Source organism: Streptomyces sp. NPDC049541, from assembly GCF_044465725.1.
Lineage (GTDB): Bacteria > Actinomycetota > Actinomycetes > Streptomycetales > Streptomycetaceae > Streptomyces.
The window spans coordinates 215,329-236,314 of sequence record NZ_JBITLY010000010.1 but is presented as its reverse complement, the minus strand read 5'-3'; the positions used below and the strand labels follow the sequence as shown (position 1 = coordinate 236,314).

General features: G+C 70.7%; 18 protein-coding genes. 9 read left to right on the top strand and 9 right to left on the bottom strand.

Annotation, left to right across the window (positions count from 1 at the left end; translation table 11 throughout):
- Positions 1 to 3: 3 nt before the first annotated feature.
- Positions 4 to 639 carry a sigma-70 family RNA polymerase sigma factor gene (locus ACIBW9_RS32800; protein ID WP_398960648.1) on the bottom strand — a complete coding sequence of 212 codons (636 nt, stop codon included), beginning with the start codon at positions 637 to 639 and terminating at the stop codon, positions 4 to 6.
- A 575-nt stretch (positions 640 to 1,214) separates the two neighbouring features.
- Between ACIBW9_RS32800 and ACIBW9_RS32795 the strand changes: the two genes are divergently transcribed.
- Positions 1,215 to 1,679, top strand: a complete 465-nt coding sequence (locus ACIBW9_RS32795; protein WP_398960647.1) for a hypothetical protein — start codon at positions 1,215 to 1,217, stop codon at positions 1,677 to 1,679.
- On the opposite strand, the gene ACIBW9_RS32790 is transcribed toward ACIBW9_RS32795, so the two are convergent.
- On the bottom strand, positions 1,680 to 2,594 hold the full coding sequence (locus ACIBW9_RS32790) for an NAD-dependent epimerase/dehydratase family protein (RefSeq protein ID WP_398960646.1): 915 nt from the start codon (positions 2,592 to 2,594) through the stop codon (positions 1,680 to 1,682). It lies immediately after the preceding gene.
- Between the two features lie 163 nt (positions 2,595 to 2,757).
- Between ACIBW9_RS32790 and ACIBW9_RS32785 the strand changes: the two genes are divergently transcribed.
- From ACIBW9_RS32785 to ACIBW9_RS32770, 4 genes are read left to right on the top strand one after another with little or no spacing between them, the layout of a single operon-like run.
- Entirely contained in the window at positions 2,758 to 3,366 is a 609-nt protein-coding gene (locus ACIBW9_RS32785; protein ID WP_398960645.1) for a TetR/AcrR family transcriptional regulator, read from the top strand.
- Positions 3,359 to 4,177: an alpha/beta fold hydrolase gene (locus tag ACIBW9_RS32780; protein WP_398960644.1), complete on the top strand. Its 819-nt coding sequence runs from the start codon at positions 3,359 to 3,361 to the stop codon at positions 4,175 to 4,177. The genes ACIBW9_RS32785 and ACIBW9_RS32780 overlap by 8 nt, the downstream gene beginning before the upstream one ends.
- 29 nt (positions 4,178 to 4,206) lie before the next feature.
- Positions 4,207 to 5,598: a hypothetical protein gene (locus ACIBW9_RS32775; RefSeq protein ID WP_398960643.1), complete on the top strand. Its 1,392-nt coding sequence runs from the start codon at positions 4,207 to 4,209 to the stop codon at positions 5,596 to 5,598.
- 46 nt (positions 5,599 to 5,644) lie between these two features.
- Positions 5,645 to 6,376 (top strand): hypothetical protein, encoded by a 732-nt coding sequence (locus ACIBW9_RS32770; RefSeq protein ID WP_398960642.1) that lies wholly within the window; start codon positions 5,645 to 5,647, stop codon positions 6,374 to 6,376.
- On the opposite strand, the gene ACIBW9_RS32765 is transcribed toward ACIBW9_RS32770, so the two are convergent.
- Both ACIBW9_RS32765 and ACIBW9_RS32760 read right to left on the bottom strand, forming a co-directional pair.
- Positions 6,371 to 6,790, bottom strand: a complete 420-nt coding sequence (locus tag ACIBW9_RS32765) for an NUDIX hydrolase (protein ID WP_398960764.1) — start codon at positions 6,788 to 6,790, stop codon at positions 6,371 to 6,373. The genes ACIBW9_RS32770 and ACIBW9_RS32765 overlap by 6 nt on opposite strands.
- A gap of 104 nt (positions 6,791 to 6,894) precedes the next feature.
- A complete protein-coding gene (locus tag ACIBW9_RS32760; RefSeq protein WP_398960641.1) occupies positions 6,895 to 7,158 on the bottom strand; it encodes a hypothetical protein in 264 nt (87 codons plus the stop codon).
- Between the two features lie 691 nt (positions 7,159 to 7,849).
- On the opposite strand from ACIBW9_RS32760, the gene ACIBW9_RS32755 reads away from it, so the two are divergent.
- Positions 7,850 to 8,854 (top strand): esterase/lipase family protein, encoded by a 1,005-nt coding sequence (locus ACIBW9_RS32755; protein ID WP_398960640.1) that lies wholly within the window; start codon positions 7,850 to 7,852, stop codon positions 8,852 to 8,854.
- A gap of 78 nt (positions 8,855 to 8,932) precedes the next feature.
- On the opposite strand, the gene ACIBW9_RS32750 is transcribed toward ACIBW9_RS32755, so the two are convergent.
- Positions 8,933 to 10,639, bottom strand: a complete 1,707-nt coding sequence (locus ACIBW9_RS32750; protein ID WP_398960639.1) for a DUF2264 domain-containing protein — start codon at positions 10,637 to 10,639, stop codon at positions 8,933 to 8,935.
- A gap of 81 nt (positions 10,640 to 10,720) precedes the next feature.
- The gene (locus ACIBW9_RS32745; protein WP_398960638.1) at positions 10,721 to 11,764 is read right to left on the bottom strand and encodes a rhamnogalacturonan acetylesterase; all 1,044 of its coding nucleotides are present in this window, start codon (positions 11,762 to 11,764) and stop codon (positions 10,721 to 10,723) included.
- Between the two features lie 207 nt (positions 11,765 to 11,971).
- On the opposite strand from ACIBW9_RS32745, the gene ACIBW9_RS32740 reads away from it, so the two are divergent.
- A complete protein-coding gene (locus ACIBW9_RS32740) occupies positions 11,972 to 13,648 on the top strand; it encodes a rhamnogalacturonan lyase B N-terminal domain-containing protein (RefSeq protein WP_398960637.1) in 1,677 nt (558 codons plus the stop codon).
- 2 nt (positions 13,649 to 13,650) lie between these two features.
- On the opposite strand, the gene ACIBW9_RS32735 is transcribed toward ACIBW9_RS32740, so the two are convergent.
- Both ACIBW9_RS32735 and ACIBW9_RS32730 read right to left on the bottom strand, forming a co-directional pair.
- Positions 13,651 to 15,060: an RICIN domain-containing protein gene (locus tag ACIBW9_RS32735; protein WP_398960636.1), complete on the bottom strand. Its 1,410-nt coding sequence runs from the start codon at positions 15,058 to 15,060 to the stop codon at positions 13,651 to 13,653.
- 1 nt (position 15,061) lies between these two features.
- Positions 15,062 to 16,162 (bottom strand): family 43 glycosylhydrolase, encoded by a 1,101-nt coding sequence (locus ACIBW9_RS32730; RefSeq protein ID WP_398960635.1) that lies wholly within the window; start codon positions 16,160 to 16,162, stop codon positions 15,062 to 15,064.
- A 186-nt stretch (positions 16,163 to 16,348) separates the two neighbouring features.
- Here ACIBW9_RS32730 and ACIBW9_RS32725 point away from each other — a divergent pair, with 186 nt between their 5' ends.
- Positions 16,349 to 18,445 carry an autotransporter gene (locus tag ACIBW9_RS32725; protein WP_398960634.1) on the top strand — a complete coding sequence of 699 codons (2,097 nt, stop codon included), beginning with the start codon at positions 16,349 to 16,351 and terminating at the stop codon, positions 18,443 to 18,445.
- A gap of 24 nt (positions 18,446 to 18,469) precedes the next feature.
- Here the strand turns inward: ACIBW9_RS32725 and ACIBW9_RS32720 are convergent, their stop codons facing one another.
- Positions 18,470 to 19,858: an amino acid permease gene (locus tag ACIBW9_RS32720; protein ID WP_398960633.1), complete on the bottom strand. Its 1,389-nt coding sequence runs from the start codon at positions 19,856 to 19,858 to the stop codon at positions 18,470 to 18,472.
- Between the two features lie 124 nt (positions 19,859 to 19,982).
- Here ACIBW9_RS32720 and mmuM point away from each other — a divergent pair, with 124 nt between their 5' ends.
- Positions 19,983 to 20,906 carry a homocysteine S-methyltransferase gene (gene mmuM / locus ACIBW9_RS32715; protein ID WP_398960632.1) on the top strand — a complete coding sequence of 308 codons (924 nt, stop codon included), beginning with the start codon at positions 19,983 to 19,985 and terminating at the stop codon, positions 20,904 to 20,906.
- Positions 20,907 to 20,986 lie beyond the last annotated feature (80 nt).

The following is a 20,986-nucleotide window of genomic DNA, read 5'->3' as shown; positions in this document are numbered from 1 at the left end:
GGGTCACTCCTTCTCGTCGTCGGCGGTGTCCGGGGCGTTCTCGGTCCGGTAGCCCATGGCGGTCGCGAGCCGGTGGATCGCGGTGCGCCGGGTGGACCGGACGGTGGCCTCACGGATGCCCATGATCAGCGCCGTGTCCCTGGTGTCGAACTCGAGCACGTCACGCAGCAGGATCACGTCGAACTGGCGCTCGCTCAGCCGTGACATCTGGCGGAACAGGCCCAGCCCTTCCTCGAGTTCGGCGATCTCCTCTCCGTACTCGGCCTGGAAGGCGCTGCGGAAGGCGCCGAGCAGGGGCGCGCTGGCCGCACGGATGGCCCGTGCGAAGGCAAGGGTCTCGGTCGTGGCGGGGCTGCGGCCCTGGGCGGCGAGTTCGCCGTGGACACGCTGCTTGAACAGGGCCCAGGCGTAGGCGCCGGGATTCTCCATGGCCTCCAGGCGGGGCCAGATGGTGGCCAGGTACAGGAAGGTGCGGTTGACCAGCCGACGGGCTGCGAGGGCGTTGCCGCCGAGGTGGATGCGGCTGTACTCGAAGCACGCACGGTCGTAGCGGGCGTGGAAGTCCCAGAACTCGGGCGGCATGACGAAGTCGGCACTGCGCCTCGTGCGTCCTGCCGGGTCGGGTTGCGGGCTGGTCATCGGTGGCCTCCTTCGGTCCAGGAGGCCGGGGCGGGGGGTGTCGGAGCGTGGGGAGGCTGCTGTTCGCTCAGGGCGAGGGCCCCTACGCGGACTCCGGCGCCGAGCAGACGCCGCACTAAGAACCACACGTCGGGCGCGTACGAGCGCGCCACGGCGGCGAAGGCCAGCACGAGGCTGACTACGTCGTAGTTCACAGTGACTGTTTTCCTTCTCTTTCGGACAGTGCCGTTACCGCCCGGTCCCCCGCACTGGACGGGCCTGGCACCTAGAGCCTCGTTGCTCTGGGAAACAGACAACCGGACGCGACCCGGAAAACGTGCAGTCCTTCGAACAGATCTTTATAACGGAGGGTAACTTTCCGCTGACGGTTGGGCAGCGGCGAATTCACAGCCGCGCACCGCCACGGTCCGCCGACCCTCGCACCTCATGCGCCACCCCTGCCGAACTGCGCATCCGCCCGGAGCGAAGAACTTCGAACGCCGTTTGCGCGAACGTGACGTGGCGCAGCCCTGAAGTGATGTGCCATAGGTCACATTCGCACGTGCGGGGTGCGGCCCACCGCGGAGGATGGGGCCATGCACAGGCCCTTCGACGATCCCACGCCCCGTCAGGTCGGGCCGGGCGAGTACCCCGTGCTGGACGAGGCCCTCGCCCTGGTCAACCGGGACGTCGCCGCGACCCTGCCGGACCAGGGGCCGCTTCAGCTGATGGCCCTGCCGCCCTGGGAGGAGGGCGAGCCGGAGAACGTGTACGTCACCCTGCCCAACGGGGGGTGGTGGGGCAACCCGCTCTGGCAGGGCTCCCCCGACTCGCCCCGCGAGGAGCCCCTCAGCGCTCTCGCCGCCGTCGCCGAGGCGGCGCAGGACACCGTCACCGAGTGCCTGTGGCAGGCGTGGCCGGTGTGCACCGTGCACGACCTCGGGATGCATCTGGGCGAGGCGGACGGGCGGCCCGTGTGGCGGTGCGCCGGAGCCGGGCGGGACCCGGAGCACGTACGGGCGGCGGTCGGAGAGCTCGACACGCTCCGGCGGGGACGGTGATCACGCCAACTCCGCACGGAACCCCTGGCGCCACGACGGGTACCGCGGCTCCCAGCCCAGCTCCCGCCTCGCCTTGGCGTTGGAGAAGCCGCGGCCCTCGGTCATCATGGCGACCACCATCTCGCCGGCGAGCAGCCGGGCCAGCCACGCCGGGAGCCGCCGCGGCGGCTTGGCGCCGGCGCACCGCGCGAGATACGGCAGCCACTCGGCGACCGGTGCGGGCTCGTCGTCGACGATGTTGAAGACACCCGTGGCCTTCTGCTCCACGGCCAGCACGGTGGCGCTCGCCGCGTCGTCGAGATGCACCCACGAGGTGTAGCCGGTGCCGCCCCCGACGAGCGGGAACATCCGCTTGCGCACCATCCTCACCTGGTCGTCGTTGGCGCCCGGCCCGTAGAACGCGCCGTAGCGCAGGGCCGCGCCGCCGGCGCTGACGACGGCGTCCTCGAGGTGACCGATGGCCTTGGTCCCCTCCACCACCTGCAGCGGGTCCTCCTCGGTCTTGACCCAGCCGCCCTCCCGGTTCCCGTTGAAGCTGGCGTGGCTCTGCGCGACGACGTGCGAGACGCCGACGGCCTCGGCGGCGGCCAGCAGATGGTCGATCCCCTCGGTGCGGAGCCGGTTGGTGGTGGCGAAGAACCGCTCCGCCTTCCTCATGTCGGGCTTGCCCGCGTGCACCTCGGAAAGGCCCGTCATCTGATGCACGATCACGTCCGGCCGGGCCCCCGCCACCGCCTGACCGACCGACACCGCATCCAGCCCGTCCATCACGACCCCTTCGGCACCCAGCCGCTTCAGCAGGTCCAGCTTGGCCGGACTCGTCGTCGTGGCCGTCACCTGATGCCCCCGGGCCACCAACTGCCCCACCAGCCGCCGCCCCAGGACCCCGCTCCCGCCTGCCACGAACACCCGCATGACCATCACCTTCCTGATCCCGAACCTGTTTCCGGAGCCTTTCTTCGAGATCTGGGACGAGACAGCCGGGCCGCCTGTGACACGGGAATCAAAATTCGTTCGCCGAGAAGCAGCTTGGATTACTAGGTTATTTCCTAGGTCTCCTAGGAAGGGCATTCAATCCATGGTCAGAGCCGGCCTCACCCCCGCCCGCATCGTCGCGGCGGCAGCCGACCTCGCCGACGAGGTCGGCTTCGAGAACGTCACCCTGTCCGCCCTGGCCCGCCACTTCGGCGTGAAGGACGCGAGCCTCTACTCGCACCTCCGGAACCTCGACGACCTGCGCACGCGCCTCGCGCTGTTCGCGGGCGCCGAGCTGATCGACCGCATCGCCCTCGCGGTCGCGGGACGGGCGGGCAAGGACGCGCTGGCCGCCTTCGCGGGTGCCTACCGGGAGTACGCGCTGGAGCGGCCCGGGCGGTACGCAGCCACCCAGATCCGTATGGACCAGGCCCTGATCGCCGCCTCCCCCGACTTCCGCCGCACCGCCGAGATCACCTACGGCATGCTCCGCGCCTACGGCCTCGAGGAGCCCGATCTCACCGATGCCGTACGCCTGTTGCGCAGCACCTTCCACGGCTACTGCGCCCTGGAGGCCACCGGCGGCTTCGGCGCCGCACGCGAGGTACAGAAGTCCTGGGACAAGGCGGTCGACGCCCTGCACGTGACGCTCGAGAACTGGCCCCGGGAGAACAACAGCGGGCAGAACAGCGAGGAGCAGAGCAATGGCTGAGGAACTGCACTACGACGTACGCGGCAAGGGGCCCGTCCTGCTGATCGTCCCGGGTGGGGCCGGGCATCCCATGGGTCTCGCCCCGCTGACGGATGTGCTCGCCGACCGCTTCACCGTCGTGACGTACGACCCCCTCGGGCTCGCCCACGGGCGGCTCGGCGCACCCGTCGGCGACCAGCGGGTCGAGGAGTGGAGCGACGGGACGCGCCGCGTCCTCGACGAGGTCCTCGTCGAGGACGAGTCCGCGTACGTCTTCGGGACCAGCTCCGGCGGTATCGCCGTCCTCGACCTGCTCGCCCGGCACCCCGAGCGGCTGCGGCACGTCGTGGCGCACGAGCCGGCGTGCGTGGGGGTGCTCCCGGACGGGACACGACAGCAGGCCATGTTCCAGAAGGTGTACGACACTTATCGCACCGCCGGGCCGCAGGCGGCCGCCGTCGGACTGGGCGCCGTACTGGCGGGGCAGGAGCCGGAGAAGAATCCGCCGGGTCAACCCCTCCCGCGGGACGAGGAGTTGGGCATGCCGATGGCTCTCTTCCTCGCTCATGTCCTGCGGCAGTTCACCTCGTATGCCCCTGACCTCTCTGCGCTCACCGCCTCCGCGACCCGCCTCACCCTGGCCGCAGGAGCCGACTCCGGGGGTCAACTCCTTCATCGAACCGCCCGGTTCCTCGCCGAGCACAGCGGCAGCCGATTCCTCGAGTTTCCCGGCGGGCATGCCGGTGTGGCCGAGCATCCCGTCGCGTTCGCCGATCTGCTCGCCGGGACGCTGCTCGCAGGCGGCGGCACACCTGTCCCGCTGACCACTTAGACTGGAAGCTTCGGGGGAGGGAGCGTGCCTTGTCTCAACAGCAGCTGGGACGCGGTCCCTTGAGATCGGACGGCACCGCACCGGAACCCGGCGGGCCGAGCGAGGCCGCACGGTTCGTCGGCTGGCTGGGCAGCCTCGGCTGCGCTGCCGCCGGGTATGCCGTGTTCCAGTTCCTGTTCGGGGTGCTGCCCGGCTCCCTCGGCGGGGAGGCTGCCAAGTACCTGATCTCAGGGGTCAGCGGGATCGGGACCGGCGTGGCCGCCTGGCTCGCGGCGGCACTGCTGAGGGCCCGGGCCGCGGCCGGATCCTCCCGGCCCGCGACCACGGCCCCGGTCGCCGCGGCGCCCGCCGCGCCGGGCCCGCTCCCCCAGGTCTTCGCCGCCGCGTACGGCACGCTCGTCGACAAGGTGTGCGTGGTCGACGACCCCGCCCGCGGGCGGCTCACCGGCTGGTCGCACTCCCTCGGCGAGAGCAGCCCGCCCCGCCCCACCTCCGTCGGCACCGCGTACGGCCTGCACATCATGCTCGACTTCGGCGTGCCCGACGGACGGCTGCGCACCGGGGATCTCGTCGACACTCTGTGGCGGCTGCGACTGCCCGCCGGCGGCTGGTCCGCACGGTCGCAGGGCGCGGAGCCACGGCCCGAGGTCACCGCGCTGGTGCTGGGCGCGCTGGCCCGGGCGGGGGCGTCCGGCGAGCGGCTGACGGAGGAGGTGGGCCGCTGCGCGGCCGGCTTCACCCGCGAACTCGACCGCGCCGGGCGGGAGTCGACCCATGTGGTGACGACCGTGCTGCGCGGGCTGCTGCGCGCCGCGCCCGACTCCGCCGTACTGCCCGTGCTGCGTGAGGCCCTGGCCGACGGCGCGATCAGCGACCCGCGCCGTGAGCACCTGCGCTGCTGGAGCTACCGTCTCGACCCGCCGTACGGCATGCCCTCCGCGCTGCACACCGCGCAGGCGGTGGTGGCCCTGGACCGGGCCGCACGGGTGCTGGACGAACCCGAGGGCGCGGGCGCCCGTTCCGCCCGTGAGGACGGCGTGCGCTGGCTGCTGGGCTGCGCGGGCGCGTCCCACGCGCGCTGCCCGGACCTGCGGAACCTGCGCGAGGAGGTGCGCCGCCCCCGCACCGACGACCCCGAGCGCCACGAGGTGCTGAACGTACGGCACTTCACCGCCTCCTGGGTGCTGCGCGCCCTGATGACCCCGGGCGCCCGCGAGGTGGCGGCGCAGTACGGGCTCGAGGAGGCGTGGCGGGAGCGGCTGGACGGTGCGGCGGCCGCCGTGTGGGCCGGGCAGACGGACGGGATCTGGTCCTGGGGCCGGACCGACAGCAGTGAGCTGCGGCATCCCATGTGGATGACCTACCAGGGTCTTTCGGCGCTGCGGGCCCATGCCGTATGGATGTATCGGCCGGGGGAATGAACCGGAAGCGGTGACCCGAGAGCAGTGAGCGCGGAGGTAGGTGTGCATGGGCGGTCGGCAGGTTCTGGCGGCGCGACGACTGCTGGCCGGGACGCTGGACGGTGACCTGCCCGAACACGAACGGGTCGCCGCGGCTCGCTCCGTCGTCGCCGAACTCGGTGCGCCGGAGCGGCTGTTGGAGCTGATCGCCGAACTGGCCTCCGGGGAGGGCGATCCGGAAGGGTGCGCCCGGCTCTCGTACCGGCACGTCCTCGGCTTCGACAAGCTGCTGCTGATCGACGGCGGACCGCGGCTCATGCTCCGCGCCCACCTGTGGCATCCGGGCGTCGGCGCGATCGGCAAGGAGGACATCCACAACCACCGTTCCGCACTGGCCTCCTATGTCGTACGCGGGCGGCTCGCCATGGAGTTGTACGACGTCGAGGGCGGCGGCAGGGACGGCATCACGGCCGCCCGGTACGAGGAGTCGCTGAAGGAGGGTTCGGCGGACTGGCAACTGGAGCCTGCCGGTCCGGCGAGGCTGCGGATGACGCATGTGGGGCAGTACGCGGCGGGCAGCGCCTACGCCCTGCCGGCGCACACCCTGCACCGCGCGTGGTGCGACACGGACGTACCCACGGTGACGCTGTTCCTGGAGACGGGGAACGGACGACGCCGGCACACCGACGTGTTCACCGCGGCGGGCCCGCATCCGGGCGCCGTACCGAAAGTGCCGCTGGAGACGGACGACTACCTGGCAGCGCTGAACGGGCTCGCCGAGCTGCTCAGAAGCTCATGAGTTCGTGAAGGCCTGGTCCACGATGTCGAGGTTGTACTCGTCGATCTCGACCGTGCTGAGTTCGGAACGGGCGAGCCAGGCGTAGGCCTGGTCGGCCCGAGGCAGGGTGATCTGCCGGCTCAATGGCCTGACCAGGAAGTTCTCCTGCCAGTTCTTGATCTCCTGCCCGCGGTACGCGCTGACGAAGGACGACTCGCCGATCTTGCGGACGACCTCCCCGAGGAGCCCCGTCTCCTCCTTCAGCTCCCGCAGCGCACCGTCCCGGGCGCTCTCGTCCGGCTCGAGCTTGCCGCAGGGGACGCCCCACACGCGGGGCAGGAACTCCTCCGTCTCACTGCGGCGGACCAGGAGCACCCGGCCCTCGTCGTCCATGACGACGGCAGCCGCCAGTCGCTTGTCGCCGGGGATGTCCATGTCCATGGTTCCTCGGTCCCTCGCCGGAGATGAGCCCAAAGGGTCTGATACCCACGAAAGCCCCCACTCTACCAAGGACTCACCGCCGAGCGCTGTGAGCCGGGTCATGAGGGGCCGCCCACCGAGTAGGCGGAGTACGTCGATCCCTTGAGGTGCAGGGCGAGTTCACGAAAACGCCGGCCCTCGCCCGGCGAGTGGTCGAGCTGGTCGACACGGAGGGAGTCGAGACGGTTCGCCCAGATGCGCGCGAGACGGGTGAGGCGACCGCGGGCCTCGTCGAGGTCTGCGGGGGCGAAGGGGGCGAGGTCCGCCTCGACCGTCATGGCGGAGGCACGCCAGTGGTCGGGCTGCGGCTCCTCGCCCGCCAACCGGGCCTCCAGCTCGGCGAGGTGGTCGACGACCTGGCGGATCGCCTTGTGCAGCAGTCGACATGGGCGGCTTGGCGTCCCAGTGCGTCCAGGTGGCGGCCGGTTCCAGGACGTGGTCGATCATGCCGGTGACGGTCCCGTGCGGGTGTTTCCTGCGGGTTGGGCTCATGTCGGCTGGCTGGGGCCTGTCATTGGGGTCAGCCCGGCGTCGCGGGCCTGGCTCGCCCTCCCCACTGCCTTAACGGCTTGGGGGACCCCAGCCGCGTTGTCGTCACTCGCTGCCACTCTCGAACTCGCTCGAGCGGGAGGGGCCCCATCGCTCCGCGTCGCCCGCCGCGGCCGCGGCTGATGTCACAGCCTCCTCCGCCTTGCAGCTGCACGCTCCCCCACTCTCGGCTTCGCCCGAGCGGGGGACTCCCATGGCCCCGCTCGGGGCACCGGGAAGCGCCGTCGGCTGACAGCCGACCTGATCCAGACGACAGGCCCTGGGAGCGCGGCCCTTCGGTGCCGGCCGAACTGTCACGCCCGAGGCGTTCCGCTCCGCCGGGTTGCGGCGGGGCACGGGCCGAACGGGTGAAATTCTGCTGCTCCATGAGTGGTGTTGCGCGCGGTCGTCGAGCACGCCGCTGGAGCCGCTCCTCGATCATCTCCGCGTCGGCGCTCTGCCGGCCCTGAGACGAGGAGTGGCGCGATGACGGATCGGATTGTCTCCCGGAAGCGGTCGGGCGGGCGGCGCGCCAGGTGGGCCGCGATCGGTGCCGGGCTCGTTCTGGCGCTGGGCCTGGGGCAGCAGGGCGCGGCGGTCGCGGCCGACAGCCCCGCACCTCCTCCGCCGCCGCGCAACCTCCTCGCCCTGCCCGCGGCGGGGGTCAGCGGACTCCTCAACCCCGATGCGGCGCCGCCCGGGGCCGACGACTGGAACTGCAAGCCCACGCGTGAGCATCCGCGCCCGGTCGTCCTGCTGCACGGGACCTTTGCGAACGCCCGTCTCAACTGGGGCCTGCTGTCGCCGTACCTGAAGCAGCAGGGCTACTGCGTCTTCGCCGTCAACTACGGCGGGGCGCCCGGCAGTCCGATCAAGGCGACCGCGCACGTCCCGGACTCCGCCCGGCAGATCGCCGCCTACGTCGACCGCGTGCTGCAGGCCACCGGGGCCAAACAGGTCGACCTCGTCGGGCATTCCCAGGGGGGTGGTCTGACGCCCCGCTGGTACCTGCGGTTCGACGGCGGCACGAATCCCGCGCACCCGAAGCGGAACAAGGTGCACAGCCTCATCGGCCTGGCGCCCTCCAACCACGGCACGACCGCCTCCGGCCTCGGCACACTGACCACCAAGCTGGGCCTCAACCAGCCCGTTTCCCTCCTCCTCGGCCAGGCGTACGCGGACCAGATGGTCGGCTCCGAGGTGAACAAGACCCTGGACCGGGACGGGGACACACAGCCGGGCGTCTCCTACACCGTCATCGCCACCAAGTTCGACGAGGTCGTCACCCCGTACACGCACCAGTTCCTGACCGCGGGACCGGGCGCGACCGTCAAGAACATCACGATCCAGGACGTCTGCCGCCAGGACCTCTCCGAACACGTCTCGATCGCCTACGACTCCAACGCCGCCCAGCTCGTGCGCAACGCCCTCGATCCCGCCCACGCCATGCCGGTCGACTGCGGCCTCACCCTGCCGGTACTCGGCGGCTGAGACCGTCGACGACACAACTGCCTGCCGCCTCGGGAAACCGGGGCGGCGACCTTTTGATCACCGCGGCGACGAGGAAGGTCACTCCGGGGGGCGGGAGTCCTCCGTGAGGATCTCGGGCCCGGGGCCGTCGAGCGAGACCTTCAGCTCGGGTCCGTCGGGCCAGCGCACCGTCAACGCGCGGGCGCCGTCCGCCCGTACGCGCACCGCCTCCCCCAGCGGCACGGGATCCTCCTCACCGGTGAGCCGCGCCAGCGCGACGAACAGGGTGTCCCCCTCGCCGCAGACCCCGGTGAGCTCGTCGGAGAGTCCGACGGCCGGCGACAGCTCTGCCCGCAGCCCGTCTGCCGCCGCCCACCCGGTCACCCGCACCGCCGTCCCCGGCTCGGCACCCGTGACCAGATGAGCCCGTACCTCCACGGCCCCGCGCGCCAGCACGACGCTGGTCACCCGCGCTGCCCCGCCCGCCGTGTGCCGTGAGACCACCCACCCGTCGCCCACACCCAACGGCTCGATGTCCGTCCGGCTCGCATCGCCCCCGAGGATCACGCTGTTGTCGTACGACGACGAAGGCTCCGTCACCGTCGAGTAGGCGAGGCGCGTGTAGTACGGGTCGTAGCGGACGTCCTCGCTGCCGTGGTTGTGGAGGCGGACGATCCCGTCCGCACGCGTGGACTGCAGGAGCCAGTTGGGGGCCGCGAGCGGGGTGAGGGCATCGGAGCGTTCCGCCGGGCCCGGCTCCTCCGTCGCCGTCCACACCGGGTGGTCCGGCGGCAGGAGCAGACCGAGGAAGCCCTTGCTCGCCCAGTACGGGGAGGCGGGGCCCGAATAGCCTTGCAGGACGGCCGGGTCGGGGCCGTGCCAGCCGAGGGTGAGCAGGCCGCGGGAGTCCAGCGCGCCGCGCTCCAGGAAGTACTTCAGGGCCCCCGAGGCCAGCCGCCGTGTCTCGCCCGGCGGCAGCGGCGTGTGTCCCGTCAGCGCGCCCAGCCACAGCGGGGCCGTCGTCGCGAAGCGGTAGGTGAGCGAGCGGCCCTGGTGCATCGGGGCGCCGTCGCCGCCGAACAGCCGGGCGTAGTCCTCGAGATGGCGGGAGAGTCTGCCCCCGTACAGGTCGAGCAGGGCGGTGTCCTGCGCGAGCCAGGCGTGCAGCACCGGGTACAGGTGCATCGCCCAGCCGTTGTAGTAGTCGAACTTGCGGCCGTCGCCGTCGGTGTACCAGCCGTCGCCGACGTACCAGGCCTCTATGCGCTCCAGGCCGCGGTCGATCGCTTTGCGGGAGGCCTCTGTCTCGTAACCGATGTCGGCGAGGAATCCGCCCACCGTCACCGGGAACAACTCCCAGTTGCAGGGCCAGGCTTCGGCGGTCAGCGCGTCCCCCAGCCAGGCGGCCGCCCGCTGCCGTACGCCGTCGTCGAGGCGGTCCCACAGCAGCGGGCGGGTCAGCCGCAGTGCGAGGGCGATCGACGCCGCCTCCACCAGGGGCTGGCCACGGTCCTCGATCCGCGGCCAGACGCCCGCCGCGCCGGCCGCGAGCCCGTCGGCGTAGCGCTGCAGCACGGTCTCGTCGCGGCGGAAGGCCGCGGCGAGCAACGTACGGGCGTAGCCCTCCAGGCCGTCGGAGAGCCGGCCGGACCAGCTCGTGCGGTCGCCGGGGAGGTGGTAGAGCGCGCCGCCCTCCGCGGCGTACGGCTCGACCGCGGCGAGCAGGGCGTCCGCGGCCGCCTCCCAGTGGGCCCGGGTGCAGCCGGTGTGCGGACTTGCGGTGCGGTCCTCGGCAGGCAGATGCATCGGTTCTCTTTCAGGAGCTGCGGCGACGGACGAAGGGTGGGACCTGGGGCGCCCCGGTTCCGGTCGAGACGCCCCAGGAGTTCATCGCACCCGCATCAGACCCTCCGGTACCAGATGCTGGGCGACAAGTGCGTCGCGGACAAGTCCCGCGTACACCGTGGCTCCGTGGACGGAGGTGTGGGTGTTGTCCTTCTTCTCGTTGTAGAGGTAGATCGCCTTGGAGCCCTCGACGCCCAGCGACTCCACCAGCGCCTTCGTCCCGGCCGTCAGGTCGACCAGTGGCACGTGCTGCGCCGCGGCGACCGAGCGGATGACAGCAGGATGGTCCACTCCGAGGCTGTTGACCAGCAGTGCGGTGTCGTTGTTCAAAGTGCCGTCCGCATTGAACCAGCGCCGCACGACGGGAGTCACGAGCACCGGTTCGCCGCCCTTCTCCCGTACGCCTGCCACCAGTGTCTCCAAGTTGGCCCGGTACGTCGCCTCGTCGGTGGTCTTGTCATTGTGGGCGAGCTGGATCAGTACCAGGTCGCCGGGGCGGATCAGCGGCTGGACGGTGGCCCAGAGCTGCGGGTTGTGCAGATACGTCACCGTACTCTCGCCGGAGTCCGCGTAGTTGGCGACGGACAGGCCCTTGCGGAGGTACTGCGGCAGCTGCTGGCCCCAGCCGGAGTACGGGGCGGCGGGCTGGTCGCAGACCGTGGAGTCGCCGACCAGGAGGATCTGGCGGGTGTGCCGGGCGGGTGTGACGCTGAGGGCGGCGAGCGCGGGGGCCGAGCCGCCGATGGCCAGATCCAGACCGGGAGTTCCGTCCGGACCCGTCGGCTCGCCCTCCGGGGTGCGCACGTTCACGGTGAAGCTGCGGGCGACGCGTTCACCGGCTGCCGCGGCCGTCTCGGGGAGCAGGGCGCGCCGGGTCTCGCCGCTGATGCTCGTGCTGGACGCGGCCTCGCCGCCGAGGAGCACCTTCACGTCGTACGTGCCGGGCGGGACGTCGAAGTGGCAGGCGCCGGCGGTGCAGTTCTCGATGCCGAGAGGGCGGTGCCCCCCGTGGGCCTGGGCCGGTGCGGCCGTCAGGCCGGCGCTCAGTGTCAGCGCCGCCAGCAGAGCGAGCTTGAAACGTCTCATTCGCGTGTCCCTCCGAGGAAACGACCGGACGACAAGGCCTGGCGGCTGGGACCGTACCGCTCACCACAAGCGCTTTCTAGTCCTTGAAGCGATTCCGCAAGATTCCCGACCTCCTGCGAGCGAAAGCCCTTTCGCGAAATCGATTCAACTGTCACCCTCACAACCACCCGCACGACCCCCCACCCGGCTTCCGGAGGAGGCACCCCCATGTCCGAAACCGCGAACAGACCGGTCGGCCGCCGCACCTTCGTCCTCGGTTCCGCCGCTGCCGCCGGGACGGCCGCCCTCACCGGGCCGCTCGCCGCTCCCGCCTCGGCCGCGAGCTTCGGCTACTCCGACGACGGCTCGAACTACGTCGTCGACACCGGCGCGAGCCTGGTCTTCAAGGTCAGCAAGACCAACGGCGACCTGACCTCGCTGGTCTACAAGGGCACCGAGTACCAGGGCTACGGCGGCAAGAACTCCCACATCGAGTCCGGCCTCGGCACCTCCACGGTGACGATCAAGCAGTCCGGTTCGACGATCCTGATCTCCGTCGCCTACGGCACCCTCAAGCACTACTACGCGGCCCGCAGCGGCGAGAACAACGTCTACCTGTGGACCAACAAGGCGGACGACTCGGTCAGCGCCACCCGCTACATCGTGCGTGTCAAGGCGGGCATGTTCCTCAACGACGAGCCCGACTCGTACACCTACGCGCCCACCACCATCGAGGCCTCGGACGTGTTCGAGAAGTCCGACGGCCAGACCCGCTCGAAGCACTACTCGAAGCTGCGAGTCGTCGACTACGACTACATCGGCTGGTCGACGGGGAGCGTCGGCCTGTACGTGGTCCGCTCCAACCACGAGAAGGCCTCCGGCGGCCCCTTCTACCGCTCCCTTCTGCGCCACCAGAGCGCCGACGGCGGCGGCCTGTACGAGATCCTCTACTACGGCGAGAACCAGACGGAGGCCCAGCGCTTCGGCCTCCAGGGCCCGTACGTCATCGCCTTCACGGACGGCGGCGCACCCTCCTCCGCGCTCTACCACGCGAACCTCACCACCCCCTGGGCCGACTCGCTCGGCATCTCCGGATACGTCGGGGCGAGCGGCCGCGGCAGGCTCGCCGGCGTCGGGATCACCGGGCGGAACACGGCGTTCCCGTACACCGTCGGGCTCGCCAACCCGGCCGCGCAGTACTGGGGTCCGGCCCGCTCCTCGGACGGCTGGTTCTCCATACCGGGGGTGCTTCCGGGGACGTACACCCTGACCGTCTTCAAGGGGGAACTGGCCGTCCACACCACCTCGGTGACGGTCACCGCGGGCGGTACCACCACCCTCAACACCCTCGCGATCCCCTCCTCCAACGACCCGGGCAACGCGAGCGCGATCTGGCGGATCGGGGACTGGAACGGCTCGCCCAGCGGGTTCAAGAACGCGGACCTGATGACGTACGCGCATCCGTCCGACAGCCGGGCCGCGTCCTGGACCGGCAACGTCGTCATCGGCGGCGGGACGGAGACCTCGGCCTTCCCCTGCTACCTCTGGAAGGACGTCAACAGCGGCATCCTCGTCTACTTCAAGCTGACGGCCGCGCAGGCCGCCGCCGCGCACACCCTGCGCATCGGTGTGACGACGGCGTACGCCAACGGACGGCCGCAGATCAGTGTCAACGACTGGACCTCGTCGATCCCCTCGCCGCCCGCCCAGCCGAGCACCAGGTCGCTGACCGTGGGCTCGTACCGGGGCAACAACCACACGTTCACCTACAGCGTTCCGGCGAGTGCCTGGCTCTCCGACACCAGCCGGTACAACGTGCTGAAGATCAACGTGGTGAGCGGCTCGGGGACGACGTCCTTCCTCAGTGCGGGCACCGCGATCGACGCGATCGATCTCCTGGCCTGACGTCAGGTGCCGCGCGTCCACTGCTGGTTGGTGCCTCCGTTGCAGGTGTACGTGATGATCGCGGCGGAGTTGGCGGTGGACGCGCCGGACACGTCCAGGCACTCGCCGCTCGCGCGGGAGGTGACGTTGAGGTAGGAGCCGGAGGTGGTCAGTGACCACTGCTGGGTGGCCGAGCCGCTGCAGTTCTCCTGGGTGACCGTGCTCGCGTTCTCCTGCACGCACAGGGAGCTGTTCCTGACGACCAGCTGGTAGTAGCCGCTTCCGACGGACTTGAACCAGTACTTCTGGTTGGTGCCGCCGTTGCAGTCGTACTGCTTGATCTGGGCGCCCTGCCACAGCGACTGATTGGTCACGTCGGCGCACTTGCCGCTGTGCCGCGCGACCAGTGTGTTGTAGGTGGCGCTGGTGCCGGTGACGGTGCCGGCGGCCGTGTCGACGGTGATCTCCGGCGACCAGGACATGGACATCGAGGTGGAGCTCGGGAAGGTCAGCGGCAGCCAGACGTACCGCGAGTCGTTGACCGTGCCGCCGAAGGAGTTGCCCCAGCGGTCGCCCATGTAGAGGTACGAGGTGCCCGAACTCCCCTGGACGGGAAGGACGTACGCCGTCTGCGAGCCGTAGGCGGTGGAGTCGCCGACGTTCGTCATCGAGGTCCACGGGCCGGAGAGGCTGGTGGCGGTGGCGTACTGCTGCTGGTTGGGGCTCCAGCCGGTGGCGCCCGACGTCAGCATGAAGTAGACGCCACCCCGCTTGAAGAGCGCGGGAGCCTCGCGGTGGCCGCCCGGCCACGGGTTGGCGACCAGGGAGGCGATCCCGGTGTAGTCGGCGGTGAGCCTGTAGATGTGCAGGTCGTAGTTCTGGTTGGCGGCCGAGACCATGTAGGCCGTGCCGTCGGTGTCGACGAACGTGGTGATGTCCCGGGACATGTACTGGCCGAGCGGCTGGAAGCTGCCCTGATAGGTGTAGTTCCCGTCGACGGTGTCGGAGACGGCGACGGCCGCACGGGCCTGGCTGTAGTCGACGCCGTTCTCCTTGTGCATCCACATCACGAACTTGCCGGTGGAGGCGTTGTAGATGACCTTCGGGCGCTCGATGTAGGCGGTGCCGAGCTCGGAGGCGGAGGACTGGGTCAGGACGTGGTTCCGGAACTCCCAGGTCTTCAGGTCGGTGGAGCGGTAGGCGTCCACGTATCTGAAGGTGTTGTCGCTGTTGCGGTCCTCGCCGAACCAGTAGTAGTAGGAGCCGACCTTGATGACGCCGCCGCCATGGGCGTGGACCGGGTTGCCCGAAGTGTCGGTGAACTGGACGCCGTTGGGGACGGTCTGGGCGGCGGCCTGCGCCGGGCCGGCGGTCGCGAGGGCGCCGAACAGGGACAGACAGAGGGCGAGCAGCACCGCGTACGCATGTCTCATGTCACGCACTCTCCTTCGCGGAGCCGGCCACCGAGCCGGCGACCGTGTCGGCCACGGGGACGCCGAAGTGGGGGGTGCCGTCCTGGTTCCAGCCCAGCTTCTGGATCCGGGTGTGGCGGTTGGGGTCGTTCAGGGGGTCGCCGGTGATCTCCTTGTACTGGCGGGCGTGGTAGACGAGGACGTCGCTGCGGCCGTCCTCGGCGACCGTGAAGCAGTTGTGGCCGGGGCCGTACTGTTTGGTGGTGTCGTTGCTGGTGAAGACGGGGGTCGGTGACTTGGACCAGTTGGCGGGGTCCATCAGGTCGGCGTTCGCGTCGGCGGTCAGCAGGCCCATGCAGTAGTGGTAGTCGGTGGCGCTGGCCGAGTAGGAGAGGAAGAGACGGCCGTTGCGGGCGAGGACCGCGGGGCCTTCGTTGACCTTGTAGCCGACGGTCTCCCAGTCGTACTCCGGGGTGGAGAGCCGCACTTGGGGGCCGGTCAGGGTCCAGGGGTTCGCCATCTTCGACAGCCACAGGGCGGTGTTGTTGTCCATGCCGGGTTCGTGTTGGGCCCAGACGAGGTAGCGAGTGCCGCGGTGGCTGAAGGTGGTGGCGTCCAGTGAGAAGGTCTCCCAGGCAGTCTTCACCTGGCCCCTCTCCACCCAGGTCCCCTTGAAGGGGTCGGCGTGGGCGTTCTCCAGCACCCAGATGCGGATGTCCCAGACGCTCTCGGCGGGCGCGGAGGCGAAGTAGATGTACCACTTGCCGCCGATGCGGTGGATCTCCGGCGCCCAGATGTGCGCGCCCATGACGCCCGTGGCGTGCTTGGTCCAGATGACGGACTCGGCGGCGCTCGCAAGTCCGTTGAGGGTGCGGGAGCGGCGCAGGATGATCCGGTCGTACTCGGGGACGGTGGCCGTGAAGTAGTAGTGGCCGTCGGCGTGGCGGTGGATGTAGGGGTCGGCGCGCTGACGGACGAGGGGGTTCACGAACGGGGCCGCCTTCGCTGTCGGCACGGCGGTGGCCACGGCGGGGGTGGTCGCCAGGGCGCCCGCGGCTATGGCGGCTCCCTTCAGCATCAGGCGACGGCTGGGGACTTGGGGCAGGTCGTTGTTGCGGCTCATGCGGCTGCCTCTCAGGGGGGACGTTCGAGGTAGCGAACAACATCTGTGATTACGAACGCCGAAAAGGTAAGGGCGTGGAACGGGGAGGTCAACGGGTCTGACGTGACTGGCAGACAGCGCTTTCCCCATTTCGGCCGTACGGCAGTTTTTCTGTTATCGGCGGCTCTCCCGGCCGTCTCCTCTGACGTGCGCAGTCATACCCCCCACCAGACAGCAGCCGTCGCCGGAGCCCTCGTGGCCGTCGCCGCCCTGCTCTCCACCGCTCCCCCCGCAGCCGCCGCCGGTACCCGTGACGTCACCGCTGAGGTGCTCGCCGACCGGGACGTGACGCTCACCGGTGACACCGTGGTCACCGTGCCGTCCGGGACGACGACGTACGACGGGGTGTTCCGCGGCGAGGGCACGCTCACGGTGCGCGGCGGCGGCACGCTGGTCCTCACGAAGGACAGCGACTTCACGCTCCCCCGGTCCCGTCAGCGGCAGGTCGTGAGGACGCAGGGCGGCAACCACCCGTACGTCACCACGGCCGACGCCGACCCGCCCGCGATCACCGTCGAGCGGGGCGCGACCCTGCAGTACGGCGACGGCGGGACGACCGGGCTGATCGGGCACTTCCCGTACAACACCCCGGGGTTCCGGCTCAACCAGGACAACATCCGGGTCGACGGCACGCTGCGGCTGTCGCTGACGAGCGCCTACAACCTGGGCACGATCAGCGGCTCGGGCCTGATCACACAGCCGCGCTTCCTGTGGGGCAGCTGGGCCCTGTCGGGCACCCATTCCTTCTCGGGGGTGATCGACAACGGCACGCAGCTCAGCGCCGGCGCGCCGGAGTTCGCCACATCGCTGCCCAACGTGCGCAAGGTCCTCAACCAGGGCACCTGGACCGTGGACACGCCTCTCGGTCAGACCGTCACCATGGGCATGGACTTCTACCAGCGCGAGTACGGCAGTGACATCAACGTCCAGTCCCGACCCGGCAGCAAGGTGATCCTGACCGGCCAGTACAGCTGGTCGAACCAGGGCGGCGACACCGACCCCTCACTCAGCGACCCGTCCCTGAACTGGACGCCCGCGCACAAGAACGTCAACAAGCGCGGCACCAACATCAAGGGCGCGAACGTCCAGTGGGGCGACGGCACGACCCACAAGATCTTCATGCCCGGCACGGCAGAGACCGTCTACATCAACTTGCTTGCGGCGCGCTCCCGTTCGCTGCTCACGTTCGACTACGACGGGCCGGTGACGCTGGGCGCTCCCATCGGCGGCGGCAGGTTCCACGACACGCTGGCCGCGCCCGGCGCCGGGGACATCGTCATCAAGGGGACGAAGGGCAACGACGTGACCTTCGCCGCCGTCCAGTACTACAACGGCTCGACGACGGTCGAGAAGGGCGCGGTACTGCGACTGGGCAGCGGCAGGCCGGGAGGGGACGGCGGGCTCTACACCAAGGGTGACCTCTACAAGGTGGTCGACAACGGCTCGCTGGTACTCAACAACACGGGCAAGGACCTGACCCTGTCCCGGATCAGTGGCAGCGGATCTCTGACGCAGACCGGGGCCGCCACGGCCACCCTGACGGGAAGCCAGGTGACGTACACCGGCACGACGACGGTCCAGAAGGGCACCCTCGCACTGCGCTCCGGCGCGACCCTCGTCCACAGCAAGGCGATCAGACTCGACTCGACGGGCTCGCGGCTCGACCCCGGGCCGTCCGGACTGCGCGTGGCCACCACGCTGACCGGCAGGGGCACGGTGAAGGGGGCCGTGACCAACGACGGCGTCATGGCGGGCGGGGTCACGGTCTCCGGGAGCTACACACAGAGCGCGATGGGCGAACTGGTCCTGGGCGCCACGCCGTTGAAGGTGACGGGATCATCGGTCCGGCTGGCCGGAGACCTCGACCTGTCGGCCGCCGGGACGAAACCGGCCCCCGCGATCACCGTCATCGAGCACGCGGGGAGGTCGAGGACCACCGGCGCCTTCAAAGGGCTCAAGGAAGGCACACGGCTGAAGCTCGCCGACACCACGTACCAGATCAGTTACCACGGCGGCGACGGCAACGACGTCACCCTGACCGCGACCACCGGGGGCCACTCCCCGACCGCCGCCCACCCGGACACGGCATCGTCCGGCGCGGCGGCGGTCGGCACCGCGGACAGCGGCCTCGGCTGGTGGCCGTACGTGCTGGCGGCCGGGCTGCTCGTCGGGCTGGTGGTGCCGGCGGTCAGGCGCGGGCGCGGTGGCGGGCGGAGGGGTGGACGGCATGCGGCGCACGGTTAGCCGGCGCCTGACCGCCGCACCGCCTCACGCGGACGGCGTAGGCGTCTGCCCCGCCGTTTCCCGCTTCCGGCCCTGTAGCCACACGTACACCGGGATCCCCGCGAACAGGAACAGCACGCCCTGGTAGACGGCCGCGTAACCGGCGCCAGCGATCAGCCAGAAGGAGAACGCGAAGGACAGGGCGGCGACGACCAGATCGCGGGCGAGACCGGCCGGGCGGACGCGCTCGCGGGTGCCCCGGGCCAGCCAGTACAGCTGCGCGGCGGCCGACAGGAGGTAGGGCACGCAGCCGGTGAACGTCGTGATCAGGACGAGGACGCGGAAGGTGGTGTCAGGGCCCGCCGTGTAGTTCAGGGCGATCAGGAGCGTGCCGAGGACGGCCACGGCCCAGACCCCGAAGCCGGGCACCCCGCCCCTGCCGACGTTCGCGAACGGTGCCGGGAAGAGGCCGTCGCGGGCGGCGGCGTACGGCATCTGCGCGGCCAGCAGGATCCAGCCGTTGAGGCAGCCGGTGATCGACGCGACGGCGACCAGCGCGATGGCCGTGCCGCCCCAGGAGCCGCCGGTGATCGCGTTCACGGCGTCGGCGAAGGGGGCGCCCGACTTCACCAGCTTGTCGTGCGGGACGAGACCGAAGACGGCGACCGTGCCGAGGAGGTAGACGAGGGCTGAGCCCAGGGTGCCGAGGACGCTCGCGCGGCCGACGTTGTGCCCCGGGTTCTCCACCTCGCCCGCGCTGACCGCGGCCGACTCGACGCCGAGGAAGCTGTAGAGCAGCAGGGCGGCCGCGGCGGCCAGCGCGCCGGGCGTGCTGTCGCCGGAGGCGTTGAAGGGGCCGAAGTTGTCCGCGTCGACGAAGAAGAGCCCGATCGTGGAGACGAGCAGCAGCGGCACGAACTTCAGGATGGTCGACACGACCTGGACCGCGCCCACCCAGCGGGTGCCGGCGAAGTTCGCGGCCGCGGGCAGCCACAGCGCGGCAAGGGCCACGACCCCTTCGAGGGCGTGGTTGCCGTGCAGGGGGATCAGGACGTCGACGTAGCCGACGACCGCGACGGCGAGCGCGGCGATGCTGACCCAGCACATCGTCCAGTACGACCAGGCCGACAGGAACCCGGCGAACGGGCCGAACGCGTCGCGCGGGTAGACGTACAGGCCGCCGGTGACCGGGCTGCGCCGGGCGAGCCTGCCGAAGAGCAGGGCGAGCAGCACCGCGGCGACCGACAGCACGACGAACGCGAGCAGGCTCACCGTGCCGTACGGGGCGACGGCGGCGGGCAGGGCGAAGATTCCGCCGCCGATGATGTTGCCCATGACCAGCGCGGTGGCCGCGGCGAGGCCGAAGGTGCGGCGGGGAGTGGCGGTGGCGGCCGGCTCTGATGCGGTGGCCTCGGTGGGGCTGGGGGCAGTCATGGTGCTTTCCGGGCGGAGGGGGACGGGGGTGCGTGATCGTAACCCGGCGTCCCACATGCTGGGCGATCTGTTCACGTGATGGACATGAACGGTCGTCACCGGCCCTTTCGGCTAGCGTCTTCCCATGACCAGCGACGCCCCTTCCTCCCTCGCCGAGGCCCTCGCCACCCGAACCGTCGTGCTCGACGGCGGCATGTCCAACCAGCTCGAGTCCGCAGGGCACGACCTGAGCGACGAGCTGTGGTCGGCGCGGCTGCTCGCCGAGCGGCCCGAGGCGATCACCGAGGCACACCTCGCGTACTACGAGGCGGGTGCGGACGTGGCGATCACGTCGAGCTACCAGGCCACGTTCGAGGGGTTCGCGAAGCGCGGGATCGGGCGCGAGAAGGCGGCCGAACTGCTTTCCCTGAGCGTGGAGTTGGCGCGCGAGGCGGCGCGGCAGGCGCAGGCGAAGGGGGTCACGCGGCCGCTGTGGGTGGCCGCGTCCGTCGGCCCGTACGGGGCGATGCTCGCGGACGGCTCCGAGTACCGGGGCCGGTACGGGCTGAGCGTCGACGAATTGGAGCGCTTCCACCGGCCCCGGCTGGAGGTGCTGGCCACCGCCCGTCCGGACGTGCTGGCGCTGGAGACGGTGCCGGATGCCGACGAGGCGACGGCGCTGCTGCGGGGGGTGCGTGGACTTGGCGTCCCCGCCTGGCTCTCGTACACCGTGGACGGTGATCGCACCCGTGCGGGGCAGTCGCTGGAGGAGGCGTTCGGCCTTGCCGCCGACGTGGACGAAGTGATCGCTGTCGGCGTCAATTGCTGTGCGCCGGAGGATGTCGACGGTGCGGTGCGGACTGCCGTCCGGGTCACTGGCAAACCGGTCGTCGTCTACCCCAACAGTGGGGAGGCCTGGGATGCGGAGGGTCGCACCTGGGCGGGGCGGTCTTCCTTCGCCGCCGAGCAGGTTTCGGGATGGCGGGGCGCCGGGGCACGGCTGATCGGCGGGTGCTGCCGGGTGGGACCGGAGGCCATCGCGGGGATTGCCGGGGCGCTGGCGCGCTGAAGCGTTCGCCTTCTCGCCGCAGGGCTACTGTCGGCTCGCGACCACCAGTAAGTCGTGGTTGCTCGCGCCCACGCGGCGGA

Bases quoted from the DNA above. Each gene is read 5' to 3' on its own strand.
- ACIBW9_RS32755 (WP_398960640.1), top strand. From the start codon at position 7,850: ATGACGGATCGGATTGTCTCCCGGAAGCGGTCGGGCGGGCGGCGCGCC.
- ACIBW9_RS32740 (WP_398960637.1), top strand. From the start codon at position 11,972: ATGTCCGAAACCGCGAACAGACCGGTCGGCCGCCGCACCTTCGTCCTC.
- ACIBW9_RS32770 (WP_398960642.1), top strand. From the start codon at position 5,645: ATGGGCGGTCGGCAGGTTCTGGCGGCGCGACGACTGCTGGCCGGGACG.
- ACIBW9_RS32765 (WP_398960764.1), bottom strand. From the start codon at position 6,790: ATGGACATCCCCGGCGACAAGCGACTGGCGGCTGCCGTCGTCATGGAC.
- ACIBW9_RS32795 (WP_398960647.1), top strand. From the start codon at position 1,215: ATGCACAGGCCCTTCGACGATCCCACGCCCCGTCAGGTCGGGCCGGGC.
- ACIBW9_RS32750 (WP_398960639.1), bottom strand. From the start codon at position 10,639: ATGCATCTGCCTGCCGAGGACCGCACCGCAAGTCCGCACACCGGCTGC.
- ACIBW9_RS32745 (WP_398960638.1), bottom strand. From the start codon at position 11,764: ATGAGACGTTTCAAGCTCGCTCTGCTGGCGGCGCTGACACTGAGCGCC.
- ACIBW9_RS32735 (WP_398960636.1), bottom strand. From the start codon at position 15,060: ATGAGACATGCGTACGCGGTGCTGCTCGCCCTCTGTCTGTCCCTGTTC.
- ACIBW9_RS32730 (WP_398960635.1), bottom strand. From the start codon at position 16,162: ATGAGCCGCAACAACGACCTGCCCCAAGTCCCCAGCCGTCGCCTGATG.
- ACIBW9_RS32780 (WP_398960644.1), top strand. From the start codon at position 3,359: ATGGCTGAGGAACTGCACTACGACGTACGCGGCAAGGGGCCCGTCCTG.
- ACIBW9_RS32785 (WP_398960645.1), top strand. From the start codon at position 2,758: ATGGTCAGAGCCGGCCTCACCCCCGCCCGCATCGTCGCGGCGGCAGCC.
- mmuM (WP_398960632.1), top strand. From the start codon at position 19,983: ATGACCAGCGACGCCCCTTCCTCCCTCGCCGAGGCCCTCGCCACCCGA.
- ACIBW9_RS32800 (WP_398960648.1), bottom strand. From the start codon at position 639: ATGACCAGCCCGCAACCCGACCCGGCAGGACGCACGAGGCGCAGTGCC.
- ACIBW9_RS32790 (WP_398960646.1), bottom strand. From the start codon at position 2,594: ATGCGGGTGTTCGTGGCAGGCGGGAGCGGGGTCCTGGGGCGGCGGCTG.
- ACIBW9_RS32720 (WP_398960633.1), bottom strand. From the start codon at position 19,858: ATGACTGCCCCCAGCCCCACCGAGGCCACCGCATCAGAGCCGGCCGCC.